The 26,281-nt window shown below is 70.2% G+C and carries 23 protein-coding genes and 1 riboswitch; of the genes, 18 read left to right on the forward strand and 5 right to left on the reverse strand.

The genetic code is table 11. The features are described from left to right. The first annotated feature begins 59 nt into the window (after nucleotides 1-59). From AB0N66_RS02385 to AB0N66_RS02410, 6 genes are all read left to right on the forward strand, one after another. Nucleotides 60-866 (forward strand): c-type cytochrome, encoded by an 807-nt coding sequence (locus tag AB0N66_RS02385; RefSeq protein ID WP_365427376.1) that lies wholly within the window; start codon nucleotides 60-62, stop codon nucleotides 864-866. Continuing rightward, entirely contained in the window at nucleotides 866-1,933 is a 1,068-nt protein-coding gene (locus AB0N66_RS02390; RefSeq protein ID WP_365427378.1) for a Rieske 2Fe-2S domain-containing protein, read from the forward strand. The genes AB0N66_RS02385 and AB0N66_RS02390 overlap by 1 nt, the downstream gene beginning before the upstream one ends. Beyond that, nucleotides 1,930-3,576: a cytochrome bc complex cytochrome b subunit gene (locus AB0N66_RS02395; RefSeq protein WP_365427381.1), complete on the forward strand. Its 1,647-nt coding sequence runs from the start codon at nucleotides 1,930-1,932 to the stop codon at nucleotides 3,574-3,576. The genes AB0N66_RS02390 and AB0N66_RS02395 overlap by 4 nt, the downstream gene beginning before the upstream one ends. A 156-nt stretch (nucleotides 3,577-3,732) precedes the next feature. Then, nucleotides 3,733-4,797, forward strand: coding sequence for an anthranilate phosphoribosyltransferase (gene trpD, locus AB0N66_RS02400; protein ID WP_365427384.1), 1,065 nt, complete (start codon nucleotides 3,733-3,735; stop codon nucleotides 4,795-4,797). 148 nt (nucleotides 4,798-4,945) lie between these two features. After that, nucleotides 4,946-5,062: riboswitch (SAM riboswitch) on the forward strand. A 187-nt stretch (nucleotides 5,063-5,249) separates the two neighbouring features. Next, nucleotides 5,250-6,611, forward strand: a complete 1,362-nt coding sequence (locus AB0N66_RS02405) for an aminotransferase class V-fold PLP-dependent enzyme (protein ID WP_365427387.1) — start codon at nucleotides 5,250-5,252, stop codon at nucleotides 6,609-6,611. A 70-nt stretch (nucleotides 6,612-6,681) separates the two neighbouring features. Next, nucleotides 6,682-8,817: a serine/threonine-protein kinase gene (locus AB0N66_RS02410; RefSeq protein ID WP_365427390.1), complete on the forward strand. Its 2,136-nt coding sequence runs from the start codon at nucleotides 6,682-6,684 to the stop codon at nucleotides 8,815-8,817. Between the two features lie 31 nt (nucleotides 8,818-8,848). On the opposite strand, the gene AB0N66_RS02415 is transcribed toward AB0N66_RS02410, so the two are convergent. Both AB0N66_RS02415 and AB0N66_RS02420 read right to left on the reverse strand, forming a co-directional pair. After that, complete coding sequence (locus AB0N66_RS02415) at nucleotides 8,849-9,130, reverse strand: Lrp/AsnC ligand binding domain-containing protein (protein WP_266465093.1); 282 nt, start codon at nucleotides 9,128-9,130, stop codon at nucleotides 8,849-8,851. Beyond that, nucleotides 9,127-9,858: a rhomboid family intramembrane serine protease gene (locus tag AB0N66_RS02420; RefSeq protein WP_365428437.1), complete on the reverse strand. Its 732-nt coding sequence runs from the start codon at nucleotides 9,856-9,858 to the stop codon at nucleotides 9,127-9,129. The genes AB0N66_RS02415 and AB0N66_RS02420 overlap by 4 nt, the downstream gene beginning before the upstream one ends. A gap of 153 nt (nucleotides 9,859-10,011) precedes the next feature. On the opposite strand from AB0N66_RS02420, the gene AB0N66_RS02425 reads away from it, so the two are divergent. The 5 genes from AB0N66_RS02425 to AB0N66_RS02445 all read left to right on the forward strand — a co-directional run bounded on the left by AB0N66_RS02425 (nucleotide 10,012) and on the right by AB0N66_RS02445 (nucleotide 15,442). After that, nucleotides 10,012-10,251, forward strand: coding sequence for a hypothetical protein (locus AB0N66_RS02425; RefSeq protein ID WP_266465096.1), 240 nt, complete (start codon nucleotides 10,012-10,014; stop codon nucleotides 10,249-10,251). Nucleotides 10,252-10,285: 34 nt separating this feature from the next. Further along, nucleotides 10,286-11,635, forward strand: coding sequence for an NYN domain-containing protein (locus tag AB0N66_RS02430; protein ID WP_365427393.1), 1,350 nt, complete (start codon nucleotides 10,286-10,288; stop codon nucleotides 11,633-11,635). 305 nt (nucleotides 11,636-11,940) lie between these two features. After that, nucleotides 11,941-12,975, forward strand: a complete 1,035-nt coding sequence (locus tag AB0N66_RS02435; RefSeq protein WP_365427396.1) for an NlpC/P60 family protein — start codon at nucleotides 11,941-11,943, stop codon at nucleotides 12,973-12,975. A gap of 216 nt (nucleotides 12,976-13,191) precedes the next feature. Continuing rightward, entirely contained in the window at nucleotides 13,192-14,214 is a 1,023-nt protein-coding gene (locus AB0N66_RS02440) for an NlpC/P60 family protein (RefSeq protein WP_365427399.1), read from the forward strand. 31 nt (nucleotides 14,215-14,245) lie between these two features. Continuing rightward, the gene (locus AB0N66_RS02445) at nucleotides 14,246-15,442 is read left to right on the forward strand and encodes a hypothetical protein (protein WP_365427401.1); all 1,197 of its coding nucleotides are present in this window, start codon (nucleotides 14,246-14,248) and stop codon (nucleotides 15,440-15,442) included. 87 nt (nucleotides 15,443-15,529) lie between these two features. On the opposite strand, the gene AB0N66_RS02450 is transcribed toward AB0N66_RS02445, so the two are convergent. Beyond that, nucleotides 15,530-16,762 carry a glycosyltransferase family 87 protein gene (locus AB0N66_RS02450; RefSeq protein ID WP_365427404.1) on the reverse strand — a complete coding sequence of 411 codons (1,233 nt, stop codon included), beginning with the start codon at nucleotides 16,760-16,762 and terminating at the stop codon, nucleotides 15,530-15,532. Between the two features lie 154 nt (nucleotides 16,763-16,916). Between AB0N66_RS02450 and AB0N66_RS02455 the strand changes: the two genes are divergently transcribed. Then, nucleotides 16,917-18,059: a glycosyltransferase family 4 protein gene (locus tag AB0N66_RS02455; RefSeq protein ID WP_365427406.1), complete on the forward strand. Its 1,143-nt coding sequence runs from the start codon at nucleotides 16,917-16,919 to the stop codon at nucleotides 18,057-18,059. 199 nt (nucleotides 18,060-18,258) lie between these two features. On the opposite strand, the gene AB0N66_RS02460 is transcribed toward AB0N66_RS02455, so the two are convergent. Beyond that, nucleotides 18,259-20,055, reverse strand: coding sequence for an AMP-dependent synthetase/ligase (locus AB0N66_RS02460; RefSeq protein ID WP_365427409.1), 1,797 nt, complete (start codon nucleotides 20,053-20,055; stop codon nucleotides 18,259-18,261). A 297-nt stretch (nucleotides 20,056-20,352) separates the two neighbouring features. On the opposite strand from AB0N66_RS02460, the gene AB0N66_RS02465 reads away from it, so the two are divergent. From AB0N66_RS02465 to AB0N66_RS02490, 6 genes are all read left to right on the forward strand, one after another. Next, complete coding sequence (locus AB0N66_RS02465; protein ID WP_365427412.1) at nucleotides 20,353-21,150, forward strand: metallophosphoesterase; 798 nt, start codon at nucleotides 20,353-20,355, stop codon at nucleotides 21,148-21,150. 124 nt (nucleotides 21,151-21,274) lie between these two features. After that, the gene (locus AB0N66_RS02470) at nucleotides 21,275-21,715 is read left to right on the forward strand and encodes an SRPBCC family protein (RefSeq protein WP_365427415.1); all 441 of its coding nucleotides are present in this window, start codon (nucleotides 21,275-21,277) and stop codon (nucleotides 21,713-21,715) included. 235 nt (nucleotides 21,716-21,950) lie between these two features. Then, nucleotides 21,951-23,123: an ArsA-related P-loop ATPase gene (locus tag AB0N66_RS02475; RefSeq protein ID WP_365427418.1), complete on the forward strand. Its 1,173-nt coding sequence runs from the start codon at nucleotides 21,951-21,953 to the stop codon at nucleotides 23,121-23,123. A gap of 58 nt (nucleotides 23,124-23,181) precedes the next feature. Further along, the gene (locus tag AB0N66_RS02480) at nucleotides 23,182-23,655 is read left to right on the forward strand and encodes a DUF5304 domain-containing protein (RefSeq protein ID WP_365427421.1); all 474 of its coding nucleotides are present in this window, start codon (nucleotides 23,182-23,184) and stop codon (nucleotides 23,653-23,655) included. A 54-nt stretch (nucleotides 23,656-23,709) separates the two neighbouring features. Then, nucleotides 23,710-24,663, forward strand: coding sequence for an ROK family glucokinase (locus AB0N66_RS02485; protein ID WP_365427424.1), 954 nt, complete (start codon nucleotides 23,710-23,712; stop codon nucleotides 24,661-24,663). A gap of 181 nt (nucleotides 24,664-24,844) precedes the next feature. Next, nucleotides 24,845-25,615 carry an endonuclease/exonuclease/phosphatase family protein gene (locus tag AB0N66_RS02490; protein WP_365428440.1) on the forward strand — a complete coding sequence of 257 codons (771 nt, stop codon included), beginning with the start codon at nucleotides 24,845-24,847 and terminating at the stop codon, nucleotides 25,613-25,615. 8 nt (nucleotides 25,616-25,623) lie between these two features. On the opposite strand, the gene AB0N66_RS02495 is transcribed toward AB0N66_RS02490, so the two are convergent. Continuing rightward, a complete protein-coding gene (locus tag AB0N66_RS02495; RefSeq protein ID WP_365428443.1) occupies nucleotides 25,624-26,247 on the reverse strand; it encodes a hypothetical protein in 624 nt (207 codons plus the stop codon). Nucleotides 26,248-26,281: the final 34 nt, after the last annotated feature.

Genomic DNA, 26,281 nt, shown 5'->3' on the forward strand with positions numbered 1-26,281 from the left:
CAACCGCCCGAAAACATCCAGAAGCACCGACGCAGAAGATCCTGACACCGGGGTAATCCGTGAAAAAGCTCTCCGCACGACGACGCCATCCGCTGGCGGCGGTCGTCGTCCTACTCCTCGCGCTGGCGGCCACCGGGGGGCTGTACGCCGCGTTCGCTCCCGCGAGCCAGGCGCAGGCCGACGAAACCGCCCAGTCCCTCGCTATCGACGAGGGCAAGAAGCTCTACGCCGTGGGCTGCGCAAGCTGCCACGGCACCGGCGGTCAGGGCAGCTCTGACGGTCCGAGCCTGGTGGGCGTGGGCGCAGCCGCCGTCGACTTCCAGGTCGGCACCGGCCGTATGCCGGCCCAGCAGCCGGGCGCGCAGATCCCGAAGAAGAAGGTCATCTACACGCAGGCCGAGATCGACCAGCTCGCGGCGTACATCGCCTCGCTGGGCGCCGGTCCTTCGGTGCCGACCAAGAACCAGGTCAGCCCCGAGGGTGCGGACATCGCCAAGGGTGGCGAACTCTTCCGTACCAACTGCGCGCAGTGCCACAACTTCACCGGCAAGGGCGGTGCGCTGTCCGAGGGCAAGTTCGCGCCCGACCTGGAAGGTGTTTCCCCGAAGCACATCTACGAGGCCATGCAGACCGGCCCGCAGAACATGCCTTCCTTCCCCGACACGATCATGTCGGAGCAGAACAAGAAGGACGTCATCGCGTACCTCGACGCGGTCAACGGTGGCGACACCGTGGAGCCGGGCGGCCTCAGCCTGGGCGGCCTCGGGCCGGTCAGCGAGGGCCTGTTCGCCTGGATCTTCGGACTCGGAGCCCTGATCGCTGTCGCCGTCTGGGTCGCCGCTCGGACCGCAAAGGCCAAGAAGTGATGAGTAGCCAACAATCTCCAGAAGAGAACCTGCCCGCCGAGCGGGCCACCGACGACCATGGACACGGTGCCGTGTCGGTGGCGAACGAGAAGGACCCGTTCGCCGACCCGGGGCTGCCGCCCCATGAGCACCGCGTCCAGGACATCGACGAGCGGGCAGCCAAGCGCTCCGAGCGCGTGGTCGCCTTCCTGTTCACCCTGTCGATGCTGGCCACGGTCGGTTTCATCGCCTCGTACGTGGCGATCCCGGCCGACAGGGGCGTCTACATCTTCCCGATCGGGCATGTCAGCGCGCTCAACTTCGCGCTGGGCATGACCCTCGGCGTCGCGCTGTTCGCCATCGGCGCGGGGGCGGTCCACTGGGCCCGCACCCTGATGTCCGACGTCGAGATCCCGGCCGAGCGCCACCCGATCGAGGCGCCGCCTGAGGTCAAGGCCCAGGTCCTGGCCGACTTCAAGCAGGGTGCCAAGGAGTCCGCGCTCGGTCGGCGCAAGCTGATCCGCAACACGATGTTCGGCGCGCTGGCCCTGGTCCCGCTCTCCGGCGTCATGCTGCTGCGCGACCTCGGCCCGCTGCCGGGAACCAGCCTCCGCCACACGATGTGGCGCAAGGGTCTGCAACTCGTCAACATGAACACGAACGAGCCGCTGCGTCCTTCGGACGTCGTCGTCGGCTCGCTCACCTTCGCCAAGCCCGAGGGCCTGGAGGAGCACGACGAGGAGTTCCAGACCGAGATCGCCAAGGCGGCCCTGATGATCGTCCGGCTCCAGCCGGACAACATCAAGGACAAGCGGGAACTCGAGTGGTCGCACGAGGGCATCGTGGCCTACTCGAAGATCTGCACCCACGTCGGCTGTCCGATCTCCCTGTACGAGCAGCAGACGCACCACGTCCTCTGCCCGTGCCACCAGTCCACCTTCGACCTCGCCGACGGCGCCCGAGTGATCTTCGGCCCGGCCGGTCACGCCCTGCCGCAGTTGCGCATCGGTGTGAACGCTGAGGGCTACCTCGAGGCGCTCGGCGACTTCGAAGAGCCCGTCGGTCCTGCTTTCTGGGAGCGCGGATGAGTACTGCGACCACCTCCGACCCGGGCGAGGCGAACTCGCGGAAGAAGGCACCCGCGGGTGAGCGGGTCGCCGACTGGGCCGACGGCCGGCTGGGCATCTACGGCCTGGCCAAGACCAACATGCGCAAGATCTTCCCGGACCACTGGTCCTTCATGCTGGGTGAGGTCTGCCTCTACAGCTTCATCATCATCATCCTCACGGGTGTGTATCTGACGCTGTTCTTCCACCCCTCGATGAACGAGGTGGTGTACGACGGCAGCTACGTCCCGCTGCAGGGCCAGCTGATGTCCGAGGCGTTCAACTCGACCATGCACATCTCCTTCGATGTGCGCGGTGGTCTGCTGATCCGGCAGATCCACCACTGGGCGGCGCTGATCTTCCTCGCCGGCATGTTCGTGCACATGATGCGGGTGTTCTTCACGGGTGCGTTCCGCAAGCCCCGTGAGGTCAACTGGATCTTCGGTTTCCTGCTGTTCGTCCTGGGCATGTTCACCGGCTTCACCGGCTACTCGCTCCCGGACGACCTGCTCTCCGGTACCGGCGTCCGCTTCATGGAGGGCGCGATCCTGTCCGTGCCGATCGTGGGCACGTACCTCTCGTTCTTCCTCTTCGGCGGCGAGTTCCCGGGCGGCGACTTCGTGGCCCGCTTCTACTCGATCCACGTCCTGCTGCTGCCGGGCATCATGCTCGGCCTGGTGGTCGGCCACCTGATCCTGGTCTTCTACCACAAGCACACGCAGTTCGCGGGCCCCGGAAAGACGAACAACAACGTCGTCGGCATGCCGCTCCTGCCGGTCTACACGGCCAAGGCCGGAGGCTTCTTCTTCCTGGTCTTCGGTGTCATCACGGTCATCGCGGGGATCGCGTCGATCAACCCGATCTGGACCATGGGCCCCTACCGCCCGGACCAGGTGTCGACCGGCGCTCAGCCCGACTGGTACATGGGCTTCTCCGAGGGTCTGATCCGCTTCATGCCGGGCTGGGAGATCAACCTCTGGGGTCACACGCTCGTCCTGGGCGTGTTCATCCCGCTGATCATCTTCCCGCTGGTCCTGGTCGCGATCGCGGTCTACCCGTTCATCGAGTCCTGGGTCACCGGCGACAAGCGCGAGCACCACATCCTGGACCGCCCGCGCAACGTCCCGACGCGTACGGCCTTCGGTGTCGCGTGGATCACCTGGTACATGGTCCTGCTGATCGGTGGTGGAAACGACCTGTGGGCCACGCACTTCCACCTGTCGATCAACTCGATCACCTGGTTCGTGCGGATCGCGTTCTTCGTCGCGCCGGTCCTCGCGTTCATCGCCACCAAGCGGATCTGCCTCGGTCTTCAGCGCCGTGACCGGGACAAGGTGCTGCACGGCCGCGAGTCGGGCATCATCAAGCGCCTGCCGCACGGTGAGTTCGTCGAGATCCACGAGCCGCTCAGCCAGGAGGCTCTGCACACGCTCACCGCGCACGAGCAGTACCAGCCGGCCCAGATCGGCCCGCCGGTCGACGAGAACGGTGTCGAGCGCAAGGTGAAGGGCGCGCAGAAGCTGCGTGCCAAGCTCAGCAAGGGCTACTACGGGGACGACAGCCAGATCCCCAAGCCCACCGTCGAGGAGTACAAGGAGATCACGAGCGGCCACGGCCACCACTGATCGCCTCAGCGTTCCTCGCTGATCGCCACGGCTGGAGCCCCGTCCATTGCATGGACGGGGCTCTTTGCCGTCTCCAGGGCTGGATAGGGTGGACTCACCCGTACGTACCCGGGTCGAGTCCACCCGGGTACCTCTCTGAGAACCCCAGGAGCGACCATGAGCGCTGTGAACCCCGCTGGAGGCGACACCGCGGCGGACCGTTCCTGGCCCAGGTTGCTGAACGGCCTGCTCGACGGCCGTGACCTGAGTGCGGACGACACCGCCTGGGCGATGAACCTGATGATGCGCGGTGAGGCGACCGACGCACAGATCGCCGGGTTCGCGGTGGCGTTGCGGGCCAAGGGAGAGACCGTCGAGGAGATCACCGGGCTCGTACGGATGATGTACGAGCACGCCAATGTGATCGAGGTGCCGGGGAAGACCGTCGACATCGTCGGTACGGGTGGTGACGGGGCCAAGACCGTCAACATCTCCACCATGTCGGCGATCGTCATCGCCGGGACGGGCGCGAAGGTCGTCAAGCACGGCAACCGGGCGGCTTCCTCGGCGTCCGGCGCGTCCGACGTCCTTGAGAAGCTCGGGGTCAATCTGGAGCTGACGACCAAGCGGGTCGCGGAGGTGGCCGAGGAGGCCGGGATCACCTTCTGCTTCGCGGTGAAGTTCCATCCGGCGCTACGTCATGTGGGCGCCGCGCGTGGGCAGTTGGGCATCCGGACGGTCTTCAACGCCCTCGGTCCGCTGACGAACCCGGCACGGGTGAAGGCGCAGGCGGTCGGCGTCGCGGACCCCCGCATGGCGCCGATCGTCGCGGGCGTCTTCGCCGAGCGCGGCAACTCCTCGCTGGTCTTCCGCGGCGACGACGGGCTCGACGAGCTGACCATCACGTCCACGTCCCGGGTGTGGGTCGTACGGGACGGAAAGGTCACCGAGGAGACCTTCGACCCGAGGGACGTCGGTATCGACCTGGTCCCGATCGAGGCACTACGGGGCGCGGACTCCACGTACAACGCGGACGTGGCGCGCCGGCTCCTCGACGGCGAGAGGGGGCCGGTGCGGGACGCGGTGCTGCTGAACTCGGCGGCGGCCCTGGTGGCCCTGTCGCCGGGTGACGGATCGCTCGCGGACCAGATCCGCGCGGGGATGACGAAGGCCGCGGAGGCCGTCGACTCGGGGACGGCCAAGCGGACGCTCGAGCGGTGGGTGGCCGCGACCAACGCGTAGCGCCTGCGGCGGTACGGCGGTCACCAATCCGTAGTGCCCTCGGCGAGCCCGCCGGGTGGGGCCGGGCCAAGGCGCCCGGCCCCTTTCGCGTTCCGGGATCCGGACACGGGTTGCGTCGTCTCGATCGGTTCGACTAGGTTTTTCGGCAGGTCATGAGTGACAGTCATGAGGCCCCGGCCGACTGTCCGGCAACCCTCCGTCCGTGGCGGGGTGCCCCGGGTGAAGACCAGGCCGTAGGCAGCGAGGTCTGCGGCAAGCGCGGACCCCTCGCCCTCTTTTGAGCGGTAAAGGCCCAGGGGTCCTGGTCATCGAGGGAGCCTTCTGTGAGCAAGCGAATGCGATAGGGCGTCGAGCCCCTTTTCCGCCTATCCCTTTCACCTTTTGCCGCGCTGAGCGCCACTTCCATGGACCGGCTCGCGCGGTGATTTCCCTGCGTCTCACAGGAGTTCGCCATGTCTGTCTCCACCGTTGCCGCCGCCCAGACCGTTTGTACGCCTCTGCCCGTGTTGGGGCGAGATGTCACCGTCCCGCTCGTCACCGGTGGCGAGGTCTCGTACGCCGCCCTCGACTACGCCGCCAGCGCCCCGGCCCTCCAGCGTGTGTGGGACGACGTGGCCGCGTACGCCCCCTATTACGGCAGCGTGCACCGCGGGGCCGGGTACCTGTCCCAGCTCTCCACCGACCTCTTCGAGAACTCCCGCACCACCGTCGCCGAGTTCCTGGACTGCCGTGACGGCGACCAGGTCGTGTTCACCCGGTCGACCACCGACTCGCTCAACCTGCTCGCCGCCGCCCTTCCGGCCGACTGCCAGGTCTTCGTCTTCGAGACCGAGCACCACGCCTCGCTGTTGCCCTGGCGGGACGCGCGGGTGACGTACCTGAACGCCCCGCGTACGCCGCAGGAGGCCGTCGCGACCCTGGAGCACGCGCTCAGCCACCGCGACCCCCACGGTCCCGCCCTCGTCTGCGTCACGGGCGCCTCGAACGTCACCGGTGAGCTGTGGCCGGTGCGTGAGCTGGCCGCCGCCGCGCACGCGCACGGCGCGCGCATCGTCCTCGACGCCGCGCAGCTCGCCCCGCACCACCCGGTGTCGGTGCGCGACCTCGACGTCGACTGGGTCGCCTTCTCCGGGCACAAGCTGTACGCCCCCTTCGGCTCCGGTGTCCTCGCGGGCCGCTCCGACTGGCTGCTCGAGGCCGAGCCGTACCTGGCGGGCGGCGGCGCCAGCCGCAAGGTGTCGCGGCGTACGGACGGGGGCGTGGACGTGGAGTGGCACGAGAGCGCCGCCCGGCACGAGGCCGGCTCGCCGAACGTGATCGGGGTCTACTCGATCGCGTCCGCCTGCAAGGCGCTCACCGAGGCGGGTTTCGACACGCTCGTCGCCCGCGAGCAGCAGCTGATCGAGACGGTCCGCGCGGGTCTCGCCGAGGTGCCCGAGGTCAGGGTCCTCTCGCTCTTCGGCGACGACGCCCCGCGTGTCGGCGTCATCTCCTTCGTCGTCGAGGGCTGGAACAGCTCGCACTTCGCGGCCGCGCTGTCCGCCGAGTACGGCATCGGAGTGCGCGACGGCCTGTTCTGCGCCCACCCGCTGGTGCGCACCCTCCTCGGCAGCGACCCGCAGACCCAGGGCGAGTGCGGCGCCCCCGAGGCCGCGCCCGGCGAGAAGTCCCTCAACGCCATCCGCGTCAGCTTCGGCGCCGGCACGCCGGACGAGCACGTCGAGCGTTTCGTGCGCGCGGTCAAGGAGCTCGTCCGGGACGGCGCGAAGTGGAACTACCGCACGGAGGACGGGCGTTGCGTCCCGGCGGTGTGATCGCCTGACAGGAGCACGGCGTATACGCTCCCCTTCGGCGGCCGTACGGCGAACAGGGGAGTCACGGGGAGTGCAGGCGCTGCGGGAGACGGATCCACGGCGGATCGGTCCGTACGAGGTGCTCGGGCGGCTCGGCGCGGGCGGCATGGGCGAGGTCTATCTCGCCGAGTCCCGGGCCGGGCTCCGGCTGGCCGTGAAGGTGGTGCGGGCCGAGCACGCGGAGGACCGCACCTTCCGCGCCCGGTTCCGCCAGGAGGTGCGGGCCGCGCAGACCGTCGGCGGGACCGGGACGTACACCGCGCGGGTGGTCGATGCCGACCCCGAGGGCGAACGGCCTTGGATGGCAACGGAGTTCGTCGACGGGCCGAACCTGCGCGACGCGGTGCTCGACGGCGGGCCGCTGCCCGAGGACGCGGTGCTCACCTTCGCGGCCGCACTGGGCGAGGCCCTCGCCGCGATCCACGCCAAGGGCATGGTGCACCGCGACCTCAAGCCGTCCAACATCCTGCTGGCGCCGGACGGTCCGCGAGTCATCGACTTCGGGATCGTACGGGCGCTGGAGGCGACGGCGATGACCCGCACCGGCACCCTGGTCGGCTCGGTCGGATACGTCTCGCCCGAGCAGATCCGCAACGGCTCCGAGGTGGGGCCGCCGAGCGACGTCTTCGCGCTGGGCGCCGTGCTCGCGTACGCGTCGAGTGGCCGCGAGCCCTTCGGGGAGGGCCAGGACTCGGTGATCCTGCTGCGCATCGTGACGCGGGACTTCGATCTTTCCGGGGTTCCTGCGCGTGTGCTTCCGCTCGTCGAGGCCTGTCTGCGGGAGGAGCCCGGGGACCGGCCCACCCCCGAGGAAGTGGTCGAGGCCGCCGGACACTCGGCCGCCTCCCTGCGGGCGGCTCTGCGGCCGGGGTGGCTCACCTCCGCACCGGCGACGGTCGCGGGGGACGAACGGTGGCTTCCGGAGCGCGAGTCGGGCGAGGGAGAGAGCCGGGTCGAGTACATCGCCCCGGCGACGGTCACGGGCGCTTCGGCGCCGGACCGCATACCGGAACCCCAACGGCGTTCGCGGCGGGGGCTGTTGACGGCTGTCGCGGGTGGGGCGGTGGTTGCCGCCACCGGGGGAGCCGGCTGGGGGCTGTGGCGGCCCGGGCGGGAGAGCGGAACGCAAGGAGCCGGGTCCCCGGAATCCCCTCAGACCGCGTCCGCGGCGGGCGTGGAGAGTCCAGCCGCCCTCGCCTGGCAGTACGACGCCGCCGGGCTCGGCGGCATGTACGGACCTTGCGTCGCCATGTCGCCGGACGGCGAAGTCGTCTACCTCGGGGACGCGAACGGCAAGCTGCACGCCCTGTCCCGTGCGGGCGGGCGGCTCTGGGCGGTCGCGCTCGGCGAGGAGGTGTCGACGCCCGTCGTCACCGCGGACGGGATCTTCTGCGTCGCCTGGGACCAGGAGAGGGTACGGCGCCGGCTGTGCGCGGTGAACGCGAACGGCAAGCTCATATGGACCAAGACCGTCGGCGAAAACGGCTACAACCCGCCGGTTCTGGCGGGTGAGGGCGTGCTGGTGGCCACCGGCGACACCGACGAGGGAGGGCTCCGCTGCTACGCGGCCGACGGCTCCGTGCTGTGGAACGCGTCCACCCCCGCCGGTCCGAACGGCACCCCCTTGGTGGCGGGTGACGTGATCTACACAGGCACCTTCGGCGACCACCTGGTGGCCCTGAACGCCGACGACGGCACCAGGATCTGGTCGGTCCCCGCGGGCCTCGACGTCGGCCGGCCGGCGCTGGTCGGCGACATCCTCGTCGCCGAGTCGGGCGGAGAGACGACCCGGCACGCGTTCAGCCCCGACGGTGAGCTGCTGTGGGAAACCCAGGGGGAGGGCAGCGGGCCGATGGTCGCCGGGAACCGGTCGCTTGCGATCACCACCGGGCAGGGCACCGTCGACGCGATCAAGGCGGCCGACGGCTCCACCGCGTGGACGTACGAGATCGGCGGCGACTGGCTGCCGGGACCGGTGGTGGCCGGAGATCGTATCTATGTGCGAAGCGGGCTCGTCCTGTGCGCCCTGGGCCTGGACGGCAAGCCGCTGTGGAGCGAGGCACTCGGCGCCTCCACCGGCGACGACCAGCACAGCCCGGTGCTCAGCGGCAGTCGCCTCTACGTTCCCTCGGGGGGCGGCATCGCCGCGGTGGACGTCAGCGCCTGACAGCCGGGGCTTCGCGTTCGGCCGCGGCCTCTCAGCCGTCGAGCCCGATCGCGAACGCCGCCTCCAGGTCGTGCTGGGAGTACGTGCGGAACGCGACGTGGGTGTCCGTGCCCTCGACGCCCGGGATCTTGCTGATCTTGCCGGGGATGACGTCCGCCAGGTCGTCGTGGGCCTTCACACGGACCATCGCGATCAGGTCGTAGGTGCCGGTGACGGAGAAGACCTCGCTGACGCTGTCGAGGGCGGCGATCGATTCCGCGATCTCGGGGATCCGGTCCACGCTGGTCTTGATGAGCACGATCGCGGTGATCACGGCTGGTTTTCTCCCTCGGGGGCCGCGGCTGGGGCTTTCACTCTAGTCGTCCGGCCGAAACGCACCCACGCGTAGACGAAGCCGAGGGAGAAGCCCACCAGGTGGGCCAGATAGGCGACGCCGGGGCCGGTGGAGGCGCGGCCCGCCGCCAGCCACTGCAGGGTCACCCAGAAGGGCAGCACCACCCAGGCCGGGAAGCGCAGCGGCAGGAAGAAGAGGAACGGGAAAAGACTGGTCACCCGGGCCTTGGGGAACAGGTACAGGAACGCGCCGAGCACCGCGGAGATCGCCCCGGAGGCGCCGACCAGGGTCTGCTGGGACTCCGCGTTGGCGACCGCGTAGCCCAGCAGGGCGAGACAGCCGCAGCCCAGATAGAAGAGGGCGAACTCGACGTGGCCCATCCGTTCCTCGGTCATCGTCCCGAAGACGTAGAAGAAGAGCATGTTGCCGAGGAGATGGAGCCAGCCGCCGTGGATGAACAGGGCTGTGGCGAGGGTGAGCGCCGCACGCGGGTCTCCGGTGAAGAGTTCCGAGGGCACCACACCCCAGCGCCGGAAGTAGGCCCGCTGGGCTGCCAGCAGCTCGTCCCCGGTGCCGTACACCGGATTGAGGCCGGACGCCGGGCCGATCACGAAGATCAGGCAGGACAGGATGATCAGCCCGTACGTCACCGGTGCCGACTGACTCCGTACCGCCCTGCCGACCGTCGTACTCCAGTTGCCGATCATGGTGCAGAGCATGGCGTAATAGGACGGATGCGCACAGAGCGCCTCGCCGCAGTGGACGGCCGAGCGTCGAGTACCCGCCAGGCCTTAGGGTTACGAGCCATACACGCCAGGGAGACTGGCGCGGTACGGACATCAGAAGGAAAACGACACCACATGACGGTTCCCCTCCCGACTGCCGAGACCCGGTGGCGCTGCACGCTCTGCGGCAACCTCACACGTTTCGACGTGACCCGTTCGTCGAAGGTCGTCGAGTATGTGCATCTCGACCTCGCGGGGGAACCCAAGGTCGAGGAGCGCGAGGTGGTCAGTGAGACCATCGAGTCGGTGCGGTGTCGCTGGTGCAACGCGCTGGACCAGGTGGAACTCGTGGACAGGCCGGGCGCCGGCTCCTGAGGGAGTGGGCCCCGCACAGGTAATGGGGTGACGGATGGTGGAGACCACAGGCGGGGAGCCGGACGACGGCACCGCCGAGGTGCTCGACCGTCCGCTGCCCGACGGTGTGCGCCGGCGGGTCGTACAGATCGTCTCCGACGGCTTCGGCGGGCTGACCATCGGTGAACTGCCCACGCAGTTGCGGCAGTTCGCGCGGTTCGCGCCCAACCGGCGGGCCAAGTTCGCCGGTAACGCGATGGCCGCCGCGCTGGAGACGGACCCCCTCTTCAGACAGCGCATCGCCGAGAAGCTGAGAGAGGCGCAGTCGGAGCTGACCGGCGCGCTCGACTCGGGCGCGCCGCCCCCGGCCGCGGATCCGCTGGACGTGGCGGCCGCGGCCTACGTGCTGCGCCCCACGGGCTGGGTGAAGCTGGTGGCCGCCGCGGGCGAGGAGGCCCTGCGAGCGGATGCCGAGCGCGCCGACGAGGAGAGCCGGGCGGAGCTGGAGCGGCTGCGCCAGGAGCTCGAGGAGGCCCGCGGCCAGACGAAGGCGGAGACCGAGCGGCTGCGTACGGAGCTGGAGTCCGCGAAGAAGGAAGCGGAATCGCTTCACCGCAAGCTGCGCGGCGCCCTCAGTGATGTCAAGCGCGGCGAGGCGGCCGTGCGCAAGCTCCAGTCCGAGACGGACACCGCACGGGCGGAGGGGCAGGCCCAGCTGTCCGCCGCCGAGAGCGAGACCCGGCGGCTCAAGGCGCGGCTCGGGGAGGCCGAGGCGGCCCTGGAGGCGACGCGGAGAGCGACGCGCGAGGGTCGCAGCGTCGAGGACATGCGCGTACGACTGCTGCTCGACACGGTGCTTGAGGCCACGCAGGGGCTGCGGCGGGAGCTCGCACTGCCGCCGGTGTCCGTGCGGCCCGCCGAGACGGTCGACGCGGTCGAACCGGGACGGATGACGCCGAAGGACATCGCGGCCCGGGCCCTGTCCGAACACGACCCGGCGATCCTCGACCAGCTGCTCGCGCTGCCGCAGGCCCATCTGGTGGTCGACGGCTACAACGTCACCAAGACCGGCTATCCGCAGATGCCGCTGGAGAAGCAGCGGCTCAGGCTGCTCGGGCAGCTCTCGCAGCTCGCCGCGCAGACCGGGGCCGAGGTGACCTGTGTCTTCGACGGGGCCGAGCTGGCCGCGCCGGTGCTGCTCGCGCCGCCGCGCGGGGTGCGGGTGCTGTTCTCCAAGCCCGGTGTCACGGCGGACGAGTTGATCCGCCAGCTGGTGCGCGCCGAGCCGCCGGGGCGGCCGGTCATCGTCGTCTCCACCGACCGTGAGGTGGCCGACGGGATCGCCAAGGCGGGTGCGCGGCCGGTGGCTTCGGTGGTGCTCCTCAAGCGCTTCTCGCGCGGCTGACCGGATGCCGCGTACGCCCCATAGGCAACCTAAGTGTCATGCGTAACGTCTGGGTGTGATGCCCGGATTGGTGAGGCTTTCACGCAACGTAGTGTCAAGTGCGCATTACTGCATGTGAGTTGTCGGCAAAGAAACGCTCGGTGACCGAGATTTTTCCTTTCAGGATTTGAACTGATCACAAGAAGGTCACTAGGGTCAGGCCTCGAACCTCCGCTCGGGTGATCACTCATTGGGAGTGACGGTGGAGGGGGCCCCGCCCGTCGGAGTGATCGGCAGGCGGCTGGAGGAAGAAGGAGCTCGCCTTCGTGGCGTCCCACCGTCGACCCAAGCAGCCGAGCCGCACCCGTGTGACCGTGCTCACCACCGCCGCGGCCGCCGCCGTGGTCCTCAGCGCGAACGCCGCCAACGCCGCGCCGAGTGAGAAGCCGAGCGTGGACGACGTCAAGTCCCAGGTCGACAAGCTCCACGAAGAGGCCGAGCAGGCCACCGAGAAGCTCGACGGGGCCACGGAGAAGCAGGACAAGCTCCAGAAGGAGATCGACACCCTTCAGGACAACGTGGCCCGCGGCCAGGAGGAGCTCAACGACCTGCGCGACGGCCTCGGTTCGATGGCGACCGCCCAGTACCGCACCGGCGGCATCGACCCCTCCGTGCAGCTCTTCCTCTCGGCCGACCCGGACGACTATCTCGACAAGGCGTCCACGATGGACCAGCTGAGCAATCAGCAGGTCGAGACGCTGAAGAAGGTCCAGGAGAAGCAGCGTTCGCTCGCTCAGCAGCGTTCGGAAGCCTCCGAGAAGCTCAAGGACCTCGCCTCGACGCGTACCGAGCTCGCCAAGAACAAGAAGGAAGTTCAGGCCAAGCTCGCCGAGGCGAACACGCTCCTCAACAGCCTCACGGCCGCGCAGCAGGCAGCCCTTGACGCGAAGGAGGCGCAGGCCAGCACCGCCGCGCAGACCGCCGCCCTCAGTGGCTCCGGCGCTCCCGCCTCGGGCCGGGCCGGCTCCGCGTACGCCGCCGCACAGTCCGTGCTCGGCTCGCCTTACGTCTACGGCGCCTCCGGCCCCTCCTCGTTCGACTGCTCGGGTCTGACCTCCTGGGCCTTCGCCCAGGCCGGTGTGTCCATACCCCGCACCTCGCAGGCGCAGGCCAGTGCCGGCACCCGGATCTACTCGCAGAGCGACCTCCAGGTCGGCGACCTGGTCATCTTCTACAGCGACCAGCACCACGTCGGTTTCTACGCGGGCAACGGCCAGGTGCTGCACGCCCCGCGCTCCGGCACGGTCGTGCGCTACGAGTCGATCAGCAACATGCCCTTCCAGTTCGGCGTCCGGATCTGACGCACGCGCTCCGCGGAGGCTGTCGCCACGCCGCCCGAACGGGCGAATCGCGGTGACTCCAGCTGACCCCACACCCCGTCGGTGACCTGCGTCTCCGGCGGGGTGTCACGTTGTGTGCCCGCCGGGGTCTTTGGCCAGTGCGTAGTCGCACGGCTACTGTCGGCCGCGTTTCCTCCAACTCCGGGGGAGTGTCAGCGGAAGGGAGAGCGGCTACTCGTGGGGTCCCATCGCCGCTTTGCAGCGACCGGCTTCGACCGGGGCGCCGGCGCCGCCGGTCTCGCCGTCTGCGTGATGTCCGCCGCCGCCGCGGCTCTCGGTGCCGTACCGGCCGTCGGAGTGCCACAGGACGACACCCGGGCCGAGGTGGACCGCCTGTACGCGCAGGCCGAGAAGGCCACTGAGGCGTTCAACAAGGCCGACGAGCGCGCCGACTCGCTGCGCGAGGAGGTGAGTGAGGCCCAGGACGAGATCGCCCGGCAGCAGGAGCGGATCAACACCATGCGCGACGCGCTCGGTTCGCTCGCCGGGGCCCAGTACCGCTCGGGCGGTATCGACCCGTCCCTCGCGCTGCTGTTCTCCGACGACCCGGACGACTACCTCGACAAGGCCGTCGTGCTCGACCGGATCAACGCCCACCAGGCCGGTGAACTCAAGGAGCTCCAGTCCGCCATGCGCGACCTCGCCCAGCATCGCGAGGAGGCCACCGGCAAGCTCGCCGAGCTGGAGGAGAGCCGCAAGGCCGTCGCCGAGCACAAGCGCACCGTCGAGCGGAAGCTGACCAGGGCGCGGCAGCTGCTCAACGCGCTGCCGGACTCCGTGCGGGCCGCCTATGACCGGGCGTCGCGCTCCGGGCGCGCCGACATGCCCGACTTCGCGGGCACGGCCCCGGCCTCCGGGCGCGCGGCCGCCGCCGTCGCCGCGGCCCGCTCCGCGCTCGGCCGCCCGTACGTGTGGGGCTCCAACGGGCCCGGCGGCTTCGACTGTTCGGGCCTCATGCAGTGGTCGTACGGGCAGGCCGGGGTCGGTCTGCCGCGCACCTCGCAGGCCCAGCGGTACGCCGGACGGCAGGTGTCGCTCTCCCAGGCGCAACCCGGCGACCTGATCGCCTACCGCGACGACGCCAGCCACATCGCGATGTACATGGGCAACGGGCAGGTGATCCACGCGCCCTACCCGGGTGCGCCCGTCCGCTACGACCCCGTGGGCATGATGCCCGTCTCGTCGGTCACCAGGGTCTGACCCCGCGCGAAGTCACCGTACGATCGGGAACGTGGCTGGTCGAAGACACGCGTCGCGAGCGGGGCTCACCCTGGTACTGCTGCTCGCCGTGCTGGTCGGCTGCGGCGGCTCCGCCGTCCCGGACGCGGCGGCGGCCGAGGTGCAGCGGGTCCTCGACCGGCGGGCCGCGGCCGTCCTCGACCGGGACGAGCCGGCGTACCGGGCCACCGAACAAACGGGCACCCCCCTCACCGAGTTCGGGAATCTCCGCGAGGTGCCGCTGGCGGCCTGGTCGTACCGCGTGACCGGCTTCCACCGCTCCGGCGACCGGGCCACCGCCGACGCCGAGCTGAGCTACCGCGTCGACGGTTACGACAAGGCACCCGTGACGTCCGCCCGCACCCTGAGCCTGACCCGCACCGGTGGCAAGTGGTACGTCGCCTCCGACAAGCCCGCCAAGGACGCGAGCGAGCAGTTGTGGGACCAGGGCGCGGTGACGGTCGTACGGGGCGAGCACAGCCTCGTGATGGGGGTCGGCCAGTCGGACGAGCGCCTGCGCGCCTACGCGGATCTCGCGGACCGTGCCGTGCCCGCCGTGTCGCAGGCGTGGGGCACCGACTGGTCGGGGCACGACGTCGTGCTCGTACCGAGGTCGGTGGAGGGCATGGCGGGGCTGCTGGGCGCTCCGGCTTCCGGGTACCAGGGCATCGCGGCGGTCACCACCGGCGAGGCGGGGGCCTCGGCGAAGGCGCCCGCGGACCGGATCATCATCAACCCCGACGCGTACGGCGTCCTCGGCGACTTCGGCAAACAGGTCGTCCTCACCCACGAGACCACGCATGTCGCCACCCGCGCCCACACCACCGCCGCCACACCTCTCTGGCTCTCCGAGGGCTACGCGGACTGGGTCGGCTACCTCGGCAGCGGGCGCACCGCCGCGCAGATCGCCCCGGAGCTGGAGCGCGCAGTCACCGACGGGCACGTGCCGGCCGCACTGCCGGACGACGAGGACTTCGGGTTCACCGGGGACGCGGCGCAGCTGGCGCAGGCGTACGAGGGCGGCTGGCTGGCCTGCCGGCTGATCGCCGACCGCTGGGGCGAGGTCCGCCTCAACGACTTCTACCGGGCCGTGGGCGGGCACGACAAGCGGGCGGGGGCGGTCCAGGACGCGCTGCGGGACGTGTTGGACACGACGCCGGAGAAGTTCACGGAGCAGTGGCGGGAGTATTTGCGGGCACAGCTCGGCTGAGATCCGGGAGGTGCAACTCGGGCGGCTGCGGGGCGTGTTCAGCTCTCCGTCCGCGGGCTGCTTCCGCTCCGCCTGTGCTGAGTGCCGTCAGGAGGACGGCTGGCTCTCCTTGGTGCGGGACGCCTGAGCGGGGAGCGCCGGGGCGGGCTCGGACACCGTGTCGCGCCACAGGGCCACCGCGGCGGTCACGGCGGCGATCACCAGCAGGCCGTTGCGGACGAACAGGAGGGTCACGCCAAGACCGTCGCTGACCACGACGTGCGAGAACCAGATCGGGAACTCCAGGACCGTCACGAACGACGCGATCAGCACCAGACCGACCGGCACGGTCATCCGGCTGGCGCGGAAACACAGGCAGACGGCCGCGAGCCCTACCAGCCACACCATGTACTGCGGGCTGATCACCCGGCTCGTGGTCGTGAACATCAGCACCGCCACGAACGCGGCGTCGGCGAGCGTGTGCGTCAGGAACCGCTTGGCGCACAGCCGCCACAGCAGCAGCCAGCCGAAGGCGACCGCGGTGAGCACCAGCGCCAGCGTGCTCACCAGGTCGACGCCCGGGCCGACGAACTCCACGGAGCCGTAGTTGAGCAGCACCTGGCCGTCCCAGCCGTACTGCTGGGCCACATGGAAGACGAGGGACCCGAGCGACTCCACCTCGGTGCCGCGGTCGCGCTGGAAGGTCAGGAAGGCGAAGGCGCCGGGCATCGACACCGCGAACAGCAGCGCGATTCCCGCCGCGGAGACCGCCGCCGCGGCCCACGCACGGCGCCTGACGGCCCCGACGAGCAGCAGCACCGGCCACACCTTCAGCATCGCCCCGAAGCCCACCAGCGCGCCCATCACGCGCGGATGACGCGCCCCGGCGAGCAGCGCCGCCACCGCGACGGCCGTCACCATGACGTCGTAGCGCGCGTACACGGTCGGCCCGAGCAGCGGTGCGCCCACCACCCACACCCAGGCGCCGCGCAGCGACCTCCCGGAGCGCCGTCCCGCGTACTGGAGAAGCGCGAACACCACGGCGTCGGCGACGAAGGCCAGCAGGAAGAAGGCGTACGCGTAGTCGAGGAAGGGCAGCAGGCCGGGGGAGAGGATCGGCAGGGCGGCGGCCGGCGGGTACTGCCAGGTGACGTCGTCCAACGGGAAGGTGCCCGTGCGCAGGACCTCGTACCAGCCCTGGTAGATCACGGAGACATCGCTGGTGACGTCCGGGCCCGGGAAGATGAGGATCTTGAAGACGAAGAGCAGCAGTACCAGCCTTGTCAGGCCCCAGATTCCCGTCAACGCGTACGGGAACCTCGCCCCCTTTGCGCCCGTCATTCGTACCTGGCCCTCGTTCGTCCGGATCTCGCGCGAGCCGACGATGCTCCGCGGATGAGTTTTGGCGGGGTCATGATGGCGCGCGATGTTGTGCGGGAGCCATCAAGCGCGGCCGTACGGAGCTGTGAGTATAGGTTCGATAGTGTCGAACACGATGCACAAGACCCTGATCGTGACGAACGACTTCCCGCCCAGGCCCGGCGGCATCCAGGCGTTTCTGCACAACATGGCGCTGCGCCTGGACCCCGAGCAGCTCGTCGTCTACGCCTCGACCTGGAAGCGGGGCCGCGAGGGCGTCGAGGCGACGGCCGCCTTCGACGCGGAGCAGCCCTTCACCGTCGTACGGGACCGCACGACGATGCTGCTGCCCACCCCGGCCGCCACCCGGCGCGCGGTCGGACTGCTGCGGGAACACGGCTGTACGTCGGTGTGGTTCGGGGCGGCGGCCCCGCTCGGCCTGATGGCACCCGCGCTGCGCAGGGCGGGCGCGCGGCGGCTCGTGGCGACCACCCACGGGCATGAGGCCGGCTGGGCCCAACTGCCCGCCGCGCGTGGGCTGTTGCGCCGGATCGGCGAGTCCACCGACACCATCACCTATCTCGGGGAGTACACGCGCTCCCGGATCGCCGGCGCGCTGACCCCCGAGGCGGCCGCGCGGATGGTCCAACTGCCGCCCGGCGTCGACGAGAAGACCTTCCACCCGGGCTCCGGCGGTGACGAGGTCCGCGCCCGGCTCGGGCTCACCGACCGCCCGGTCGTGGTCTGCGTCTCGCGGCTCGTCCCGCGCAAGGGGCAGGACACCCTCATCCTCGCGATGCCGCGCATCCTGGCCCAGGAGCCGGAGGCGGTGCTGCTGATCGTCGGAGGCGGGCCGTATGAGAAGGAGCTGCGGAGGCTCGCGCACGAGAGCGGTGTCGCCGACTCGGTCCGCTTCACCGGCGCGGTGCCCTGGTCGGAGCTGCCCGCGCACTACGGCGCCGGTGACGTCTTCGCGATGCCCTGCCGTACGCGGCGCGGCGGGCTCGACGTGGAGGGGCTCGGCATCGTGTATCTGGAGGCGTCCGCGACGGGGCTGCCGGTTGTCGCCGGTGATTCCGGCGGGGCGCCTGACGCGGTGCTGGACGGTGAGACCGGGTGGGTCGTGCGCGGCGGCTCGCCGGAGGACGCGGCGGACCGTGTCACCGCCCTCCTCGGCGACGCCGAGTTGCGTCGCCGGATGGGGGAGCGGGGACGGGAGTGGGTCGAGGAGAAGTGGCGCTGGGATCTGCTGGCGGGGCGGTTGCGGGAGTTGCTGTAGGGCCGGCGGGGGTGTCGCGTTCTGGCCCTCGGCGACTGCGGGTGGTTGTGGGTTGCTCGCGCAGTTCCCCGCGCCCCTGGAGGCGCGCTTCTGCGGGGGGCGCCCTGAAGGGGCGCGGGGAACTGCGCGACCAGCCACACACGGCCGGTGGGTCGTCATCAAACCCCCGCCCCTACGGCGGGACTCCGTCGCTGGGGCGTCAGCCCCGGTAAATCGCCTCGATCTCGGCGGCGTAATCCTTCGCCACCACGTTCCGCTTGAGCTTCAGCGACGGCGTGAGATGCCCCGACTCCTCAGTGAACTGGGAGTCGAGGATGCGGAACTTCCTTACCGACTCCGCCTTCGACACCGCCGCGTTGCCGTCGTCGATCGCGCTCTGGATCGCGGCAAGGAGATCCGCGTCCCCGCGCAGCGACACCGCGGTGGAGTCGGCCGGCTTGCCGTGATCAGCGGCCCAGCGGCCCAGGAACTCGTCGTCGATGGTGATCAGCGCGCCGACGAACGGGCGCCCGTCGCCGACCACCATGCACTCCGCGACCAGCGCGTGCGCCCGGATACGGTCCTCGATCACGGCCGGGGCGACGTTCTTGCCGCCCGCGGTGACGATGATCTCCTTCTTGCGGCCGGTGATCCTGAGGTAGCCGTCCTCGTCGAGCGTGCCGATGTCACCGGTGTGGAACCAGCCGTCGGCAAGGGCCTCGGCGGTCGCGGCCTCGTTGTTCCAGTACTCCTTGAACAGGTGCTCGCCGTGCAGCAGCACCTCGCCGTCGTCCGCGATCCGCACGACCGAACCGGGCAGCGGCTGGCCGACCGTGCCGATCTTCTGGCGGTCCCACGGGTTGAAGGCGGTGGCCGCGCAGGACTCGGTCAGGCCGTAGCCCTCCAGGACCGTGAAGCCGATGCCGCGGAAGAAGTGGCCGAGGCGCTCGCCGAGCGGGGCGCCGCCGGAGATGGCGAACTCGCCCTTGCCGCCGAGCACGGCCCGCAGCTTGCTGTAGACGAGCTTGTCGAAGGTCCGGTGCTTGAGCTTCAGACCGAGGGACGGGCCCGCGGGGGTGTCCAGCGCGCGGCTGTACGCGATCGCCGTGTCCGCCGCCTTGTCGAAGATCTTGCCCTTGCCGTCTGCCTGCGCCTTTGCGCGCGCCGAGTTGTAGACCTTCTCGAAGACGCGCGGCACACCGAGGATCAACGTCGGCCGGAACGAGGCCAGTTCGTCGGTGAGGTTCTTGATGTCGGGAACGAGACCCAGCTTGATCGGCGCCATCATCGGCGCGACCTGGACCAGACGCCCGAAGACATGCGCGAGCGGCAGGAAGAGGAGTACCGAGCACTCGCCCGTACGGAACAGCGGGCGCAGTCGCTCCACGATGTTGCCGCACTCGGCGAAGAAGCTGCGGTGGGTGAGGACGCACCCCTTGGGGCGGCCGGTCGTCCCGCTCGTGTAGACGATGGTGGCCGGGTCGTCGGCCTTGGCGAGCGAGCTGCGCGCCTCGACCGCCTCGTCGGTGATGTCCTTGCCCGCGCGGCCCAGCTCCTCGACGCCGCCGCCCTCGATCTGCCACACCTGCTTCAGCGCGGGCAGCCGGTCGCGCACCGACTCCACAGTGGCCGCGTGCGCGTCCAGCTCGACGACGCAGGCGGTCGCGCCCGAGTCGCTGAGGATCCACTGCACCTGCTCCGCCGAGCTGGTCTCGTACACCGGCACGGTGACCGCGCCCGCGCTCCAGATCGCGAAGTCGAGGAGCGTCCACTCGTAGCGGGTGCGGGACATCAGGGCGACCCGGTCACCGGGCTCCACGCCCGACGCGATCAGACCCTTGGCAGCGGCCCGCACCTCGGCGAGGAAGACGGTGGCGGTGACATCCGTCCACGTGCCGCCCACCTTGCGGGCGATGACGGCGACGTCGGGATGCTGCGCGGCGTTTCTACGGACGATGTCGGTCAGGTTTCCGTCCGCAGGGACCTCGTACAAAGCCGGAAGGCTGAACTCGCGCAAGACTGCTGCTCCTCATTGGGCGCCGACGCCACGACTCTGTGTGCTGCGACGGTGCGGTCCAAGGCTTGGGCAGGCACCCAGGGAGATCACTGTTGAAATCCTGAGTACGACTGGACTGCCCGGACGTTACCCGTCGGTATGGCTTCTTCGACAGGGGGGTCGGACGAGATGTTCGCCGTGTCACACAGGTTGGTATTCCTTGGCGCACAGTAGTCCACGGCTTTCTGGACTGGCCAGTAACCGCTGGTCCGGCCCGCTCCTGTTCACGTATGCCGCACACGCCTACCCTTGATCGTCATGGCACCCACACCAGGCGGTAACGGCAGGACACGCGTTCATGTGGTCAGTGACGTGCACGGCAACGCCCGTGACCTGGCCAGGGCCGGCGACGGCGCGGACGCGCTGATCTGCCTCGGTGACCTCGTGCTCTTCCTCGACTACGCCGATCACTCGCGCGGCATCTTCCCCGACCTCTTCGGTGTCGAGAACGCGGACCGCATCGTCGAGCTGCGCACCGCCCGCCGCTTCGAGGAGGCGCGGGACCTCGGGGCCCGGCTGTGGTCCGGCATCGGCACCGGCCGGGCGACCGCCATCGAGAAGGCGGTGCGCAAGCAGTACGCCGAGCTGTTCGCCGCTTTCCCGACACCGACGTACGCGACGTACGGCAATGTCGACATGCCGACGCTGTGGCCGGAATACGCCGGACCCGGTACGACGGTGCTCGACGGCCAAAGGGTGGAGATCGGCGGCTGGACCTTCGGCTTCGTCGGCGGGGGACTGATGACCCCTATGCGTACGCCCTACGAGATCAGCGACGAGGAGTACGCGGCGAAGATCGAGGCCGTCGGCGAGGTCGACGTGCTGTGCACCCACATCCCGCCCGAGGTGCCGGAACTGGTCTACGACACGGTGGCGCGCCGCTTCGAACGCGGCAGCCTGGCTCTCCTGGACGCGATCCGCCGTACGCGGCCCCGCTACTCGCTTTTCGGCCACGTCCACCAGCCGCTGGCACGGCGGATGCGGATCGGGGCGACCGAGTGTGTGAACGTGGGGCACTTCGCGGGCTCCGGGCGGCCGTGGGCCCTGGAGTGGTGAGGGGCGAAGCCGCCTCCTGACCGGTACGGGTGACGGAGCCCCGTCCGCTGCGCGGTAGCCTTCACGCTGCACACACGTGCGCACCACCCTCCCTCACCGGACCGTATCTGGAGGAGCCACGGCGATGGCTGAACACACCAGTTCGAGCATCACGATCGAGGCGGCACCGGCTGATGTCATGGCGGTCATCGCCGACTTCGCCCGCTACCCGGACTGGACCGGCGAGGTGAAGGAGGCGGAGGTACTCGCCACGGACGGTCAGGGCCGCGCCGAGCAGGTGCGCCTCGTCATGGACGCCGGCGCCATCAAGGACGACCAGACCCTCGGCTACACCTGGACCGGCGACCACGAGGTCTCCTGGACCCTGGTCAAGTCCCAGATGCTCCGCTCCCTGGACGGCTCGTACATCCTCAAGCCCGCGGGCACCGGCGCCACCCAGGTCACCTACCTCCTGACGGTCGACGTCAAGATCCCCATGCTCGGCATGATCAAGCGCAAGGCGGAGAAGGTCATCATCGACCGCGCGCTGGCGGGCCTGAAGAAGCGTGTGGAGGAGACCAAGTAGACGACCAGCCCGTCCGCCGGCGCTGCAGATCTTTCAGCCTGTCCGGCGTTTGAGGACGAGCGCGTTCAGCGCGATAGGGGGTCTGGGGGCGGAGCCCCCAGGAACAAGGGACGGGTAGGGGCGGAGGGGGCGAAAAAACGCCTCTACGCCGGCACGGGCGCCGGCTGCCATGCAAACGGGGTTGCACTGAAGCCCCGCCAAGGCGCCCCCGCCAGCCCAGGTACCGTTCACCCTCATGCGCACCATCCTGATCACAGGCCCCGGCGGCTCCGGCCGTACCACCGTCGCCGCAGCCACCGCGCTGAACGCCGCCCGAGAGGGCACCCGCACCCTCGTACTGAGCGCCGACCGCACGGACACCCTGGGCGCCGCCCTCGGCGTACGGACAGGGCTCGCCCCGGCAGAGGCGGGCGACAACCTCACCACCTGGCGCCCCGACGCCACCGAACACTTCCGCGCCGACCTCACCGCCTTCCAGGACCGCGCCACCACCGCCCTCGACCTGCTCGGCGCCACCCGCCTGGACGCCGAGGAAGTCACTCCCCTCCCCGGCGCCGAGGAACTCGCCCTGCTCCGCGCCCTGCGCGACGCCGCGACCTCGGACACGTACGACCTTCTCGTCGTCGACCTTCCCCCGACCCCGCAGGCCCTCGCCCTCCTCTCCCTCCCCGAGGAACTCCGCCGCTACCTGCGCCGCCTGCTCCCGGCGGAACGCCAGGCGGCCCGCGCCCTGCGCCCCGTCCTCGGCCGCCTCGCGGGTATCCCGATGCCCGCGGAGTGGCTGTACGAGACGGCGGCCCGCTGGGACCTCGAACTGGCCGCCGTGGAGGCGGTCGTCGAGGACCGCGCCACGACCGTACGGCTGGTAGCCGAGCCGGGTCCCGCCGGCACCGACGCCGTACGCGCCGCCGGCACCGCCCTCGCCCTGCGCGGCCTCTCCGTCGACGCCCTGGTCGCGAACCGTGTGCTGCCGGGTGCCACGAACGACACCTGGCTCGCCGCCCTCGCCGCCCAGCAGCGCAAGGGCCTCGACGAGTGGCAGGAGACGTACGACGTGCACGAGGTCCCGCACCGCGGGCACGACCCGCGCGGCGCCCACGACCTCGCCGCGCTCCCCGTACCCGGTGTCGTCAACGAGACGCCGCCCCCCGTCGAGTGGCCTCTCGAGGACCGCCTCGCCGACGAGGGCGTCCTCGTCTGGCACATCCCGCTGCCCGGCGCCATACGCGACGAGCTGGACCTGATCCGGCGCGGCGACGAACTCGTCGTCACCGTCGGACAGTTCCGCCGGATCATGCCGCTGCCGTCGGCCCTGCGGCGCTGCACCGTGGACGGCGCAGCCCTGCGCGAGGGCGAACTGAGGATCCGATTCGCGCCGGACCCCGGACTGTGGCCGCGGACACGGTGAACTGCGTACCTCCGTTCGGGTAACGTCGGAGGGACGAAACGTAGTCAGGAGAACCGCCATGAGCGAAGAGCGCACGCCGTCCGACGCCGCTCAGGAAGCGGCTGGCGAAGTCCGTGCGGCCGACGTCGATGCCGACGCCTGGGCGCACGCGGTGGCCGAGGATCTCGCGGCGGAGAAGGCCCGTCGCCGCGCCCAGTACGGCACACCGCCCGGCTCGGCCGCCGATGAGCTGCGCAAGCTCGTCGACGTCGTCGCCGAGAAGCTGTCCGGACTGCAGTCGCCGCTCCTCGGGGCGGTCGCCGGCGGCGCCGCCCAGCAGGTGGTCAACCAGGTCGTACAGCAGGCCAAGGCCGCCGTCGAACCCGTCATAGAGCGCAACCCCGATGTTTTCGACCACCTCGCGACCGCGGGCTCCGAGCTGCTCGCCGCCTACCGGTCGGCCGTCGAGGCACAGGAACGGCGCTGGACGACCCGGGACACGGGCCCTCGCGACGAGGGCACCGGTCCAGGGGAACGCATCGACTTGGACTAATGGCAGCTCGGGTACGGTTGGCCGTAGCGGGGCTCGACCGAAACTGAGGGATTCATGGGACTCACCATCGGCGTCGATATCGGCGGCACGAAGATCGCGGCCGGTGTGGTCGATGAGGAAGGCAACATCCTCTCGACCCACAAGGTGCCGACTCCCACCACGCCGCAGGCGATCGTGGACGCCATCGCCTCCGCCGTGGAGGGTGCGCGCGCCGGGCACGAGATCGTGGGCGTCGGTATCGGTGCGGCGGGATACGTGAACCGCCAGCGCTCGACGGTGTACTTCGCGCCGAACATCGACTGGCGGCAGGAGCCGTTGAAGGCCGAGGTCGAATCGCGCGTGGGGCTGCCGGTCGTCGTCGAGAACGACGCCAACGCGGCCGCGTGGGGCGAGTACAAGTTCGGCGCCGGCAAGGGCCACCGGAACGTCATCTGCATCACGCTGGGCACGGGCCTCGGCGGCGGCATCATCATCGGCAACAAGCTGCGCCGGGGGCACTTCGGTGTGGCCGCCGAGTTCGGGCACATCCGGATGGTGCCGGACGGTCTGCTGTGCGGGTGCGGGTCGCAGGGGTGCTGGGAGCAGTACGCCTCCGGGCGGGCGCTCGTCCGGTACGCCAAGCAGCGGGCGAACGCGACCCCCGAGAACGCGGAGATCCTGCTCGCGCTGGGGGACGGCAACCCCGATGGCATCGAGGGCAAGCACATCTCGGTCGCCGCGCGTCAGGGTGACCCGGTCGCGGTGGACTCCTACCGTGAGCTGGCCCGCTGGGCCGGTGCGGGCCTTGCCGATCTGGCCTCGCTCTTCGACCCGTCCGCCTTCATCGTGGGTGGCGGTCTGTCGGACGAGGGCGAGCTGGTTCTCGACCCCATCCGTAAGTCGTACAAGCGTTGGCTGGTGGGGGGCAATTGGCGTCCCGTCGCTGACGTCATTGCCGCGCAGCTTGGTAACAAGGCGGGGCTTGTGGGGGCGGCGGACCTTGCCCGGGAGCCGGATCCGATCATGTGACGTTCGCGTGCCGCGTTCTCTGCGCCCGCCGTTCCCCCTCTTGGGGGCGGCGGGCGTTGTCATTTCGGTGCGCTTTGTGGGTGTCTTTCGCCCGCTGCGTCGTCGTGGGGCGTGCATGGGCGGCTGCGGGGGCGGTGTCGGCGTACCTCCGTGGGCGCGTGGCTGTCGTATCTTGATCGTCATGCCGAATAGCTCGTCCAGTGTGGTCAGGTCGCTGCCCAACTCCCGTATGGATGCCGATGGTTCGGCTGTTGTTCGGGTGCTCAGTTACAACATCCGTTCCATGCGGGATGACACTGACGCGCTCGCGCGGGTGATCGGGGCCTGTTCGCCGGACCTTGTGCTGGTGCAGGAGGCTCCGCGGTTCTTCCGCTGGCGGAAGAAGCTGGCGCGGCTCGCGGCGGCGTCCGGGCAGGTGGTCCTGTCGGGTGGGGGTACCGCGTCCGGGCCGGCGCTGTTGTGCTCCCTGCGGGCGACTGTCGAGCGTACTGAGGACGTTCTGCTTCCGCTCACGCCCGGGTTGCACCGGCGCGGGTTCGCCACCGCGGTCGTTCGGTTCGGTGGCGTCCGGGTCGGGGTGGTGAGCTGTCATCTCTCGCTGCGGGAGGACGAGCGGTACGAGCAGGGCGGCATGCTGCTTGAGCGTCTGGCGGGCCTTGGCACGCCTCATGTTGTCGCGGGTGGCGATCTCAATGAGCGGCCGGACGGGCGCACCTTCAAGCGCCTTGGCGCCGCCCTTCAGGATTGCTGGACCACCCGGCCCTGGGGCGGTGAGCTGACCTCCACCGCGGTGGATCCTCGCCAGCGGATCGACGCGATCTTTGCCACGGAGGGCGTGGAGGTCTTGGGGTGCGGGGTGCCGCTGGGCCTCCCGGGTGTTGCGGAGGCCGACCTTGCGAGGGCGACCGATCACCTTCCGGTGCTGGCCGCCCTCAGGGTACCGGTTGGCTAGGCGCGGGGTCAGACCACCGCGCCCCGGCCCGGGTCCTCCCCGTCCTCGTCGTCGCTCTTCATACGGGTCACCAGCGTGGCGAAGCCGCCCAGGAAGCCGCCGATGCCGAGGGTGGCGAGCCACCAGGTCATGTCCCAGCTGAGAAGGATGGCCAGCAGGAGCAGGACGGGGCCGCCGAGGACGGCGAGCCAGGCGAACTTGGCCGTGGTGTCGGCCGCGGGCAGCGGGGGCGGCTCGGGCGGTACGAAGTGGCCCTCGTCGTCCTCTTCGAAGTCCTCGTCGGCGGGCTCGGGCGTCTGGAAGTCACGCGGGCCGGCGACGCCGGGGGCGAAGGCGACCGAGCTGCCCAGGGGCTTCACGGGTGAGGGTTTGTCCCCGGTCGTGTCCTCGGTCGCGTCCCCGGGTGCGGTGGTGGGCTTGTCGTCCTCGTTGTCCTTGCTTCCCTTGTCGCTGTCGTTCGTCTCGGGTTCGAGAAGGGCCAGGTCCTCCACCGACTTGAACGGTTTGGCGCCCGGTGGGTCCTTGGGCTCCTCGCCGTACCCGGAGACGATCGCCTGCCACGCGGCCTCCTCGTCGAAGGGCACGCTCTGCTCATCGCCGAGGGACTCACCGAGGGAATCGCCCAGGGGCACGCCCTTCTCCTCGGAATCGTCGCGGTCCGCCTCG

This window comes from Streptomyces sp. NPDC093544, from assembly GCF_040683495.1.
Taxonomy (GTDB): Bacteria; Actinomycetota; Actinomycetes; order Streptomycetales; family Streptomycetaceae; genus Streptomyces.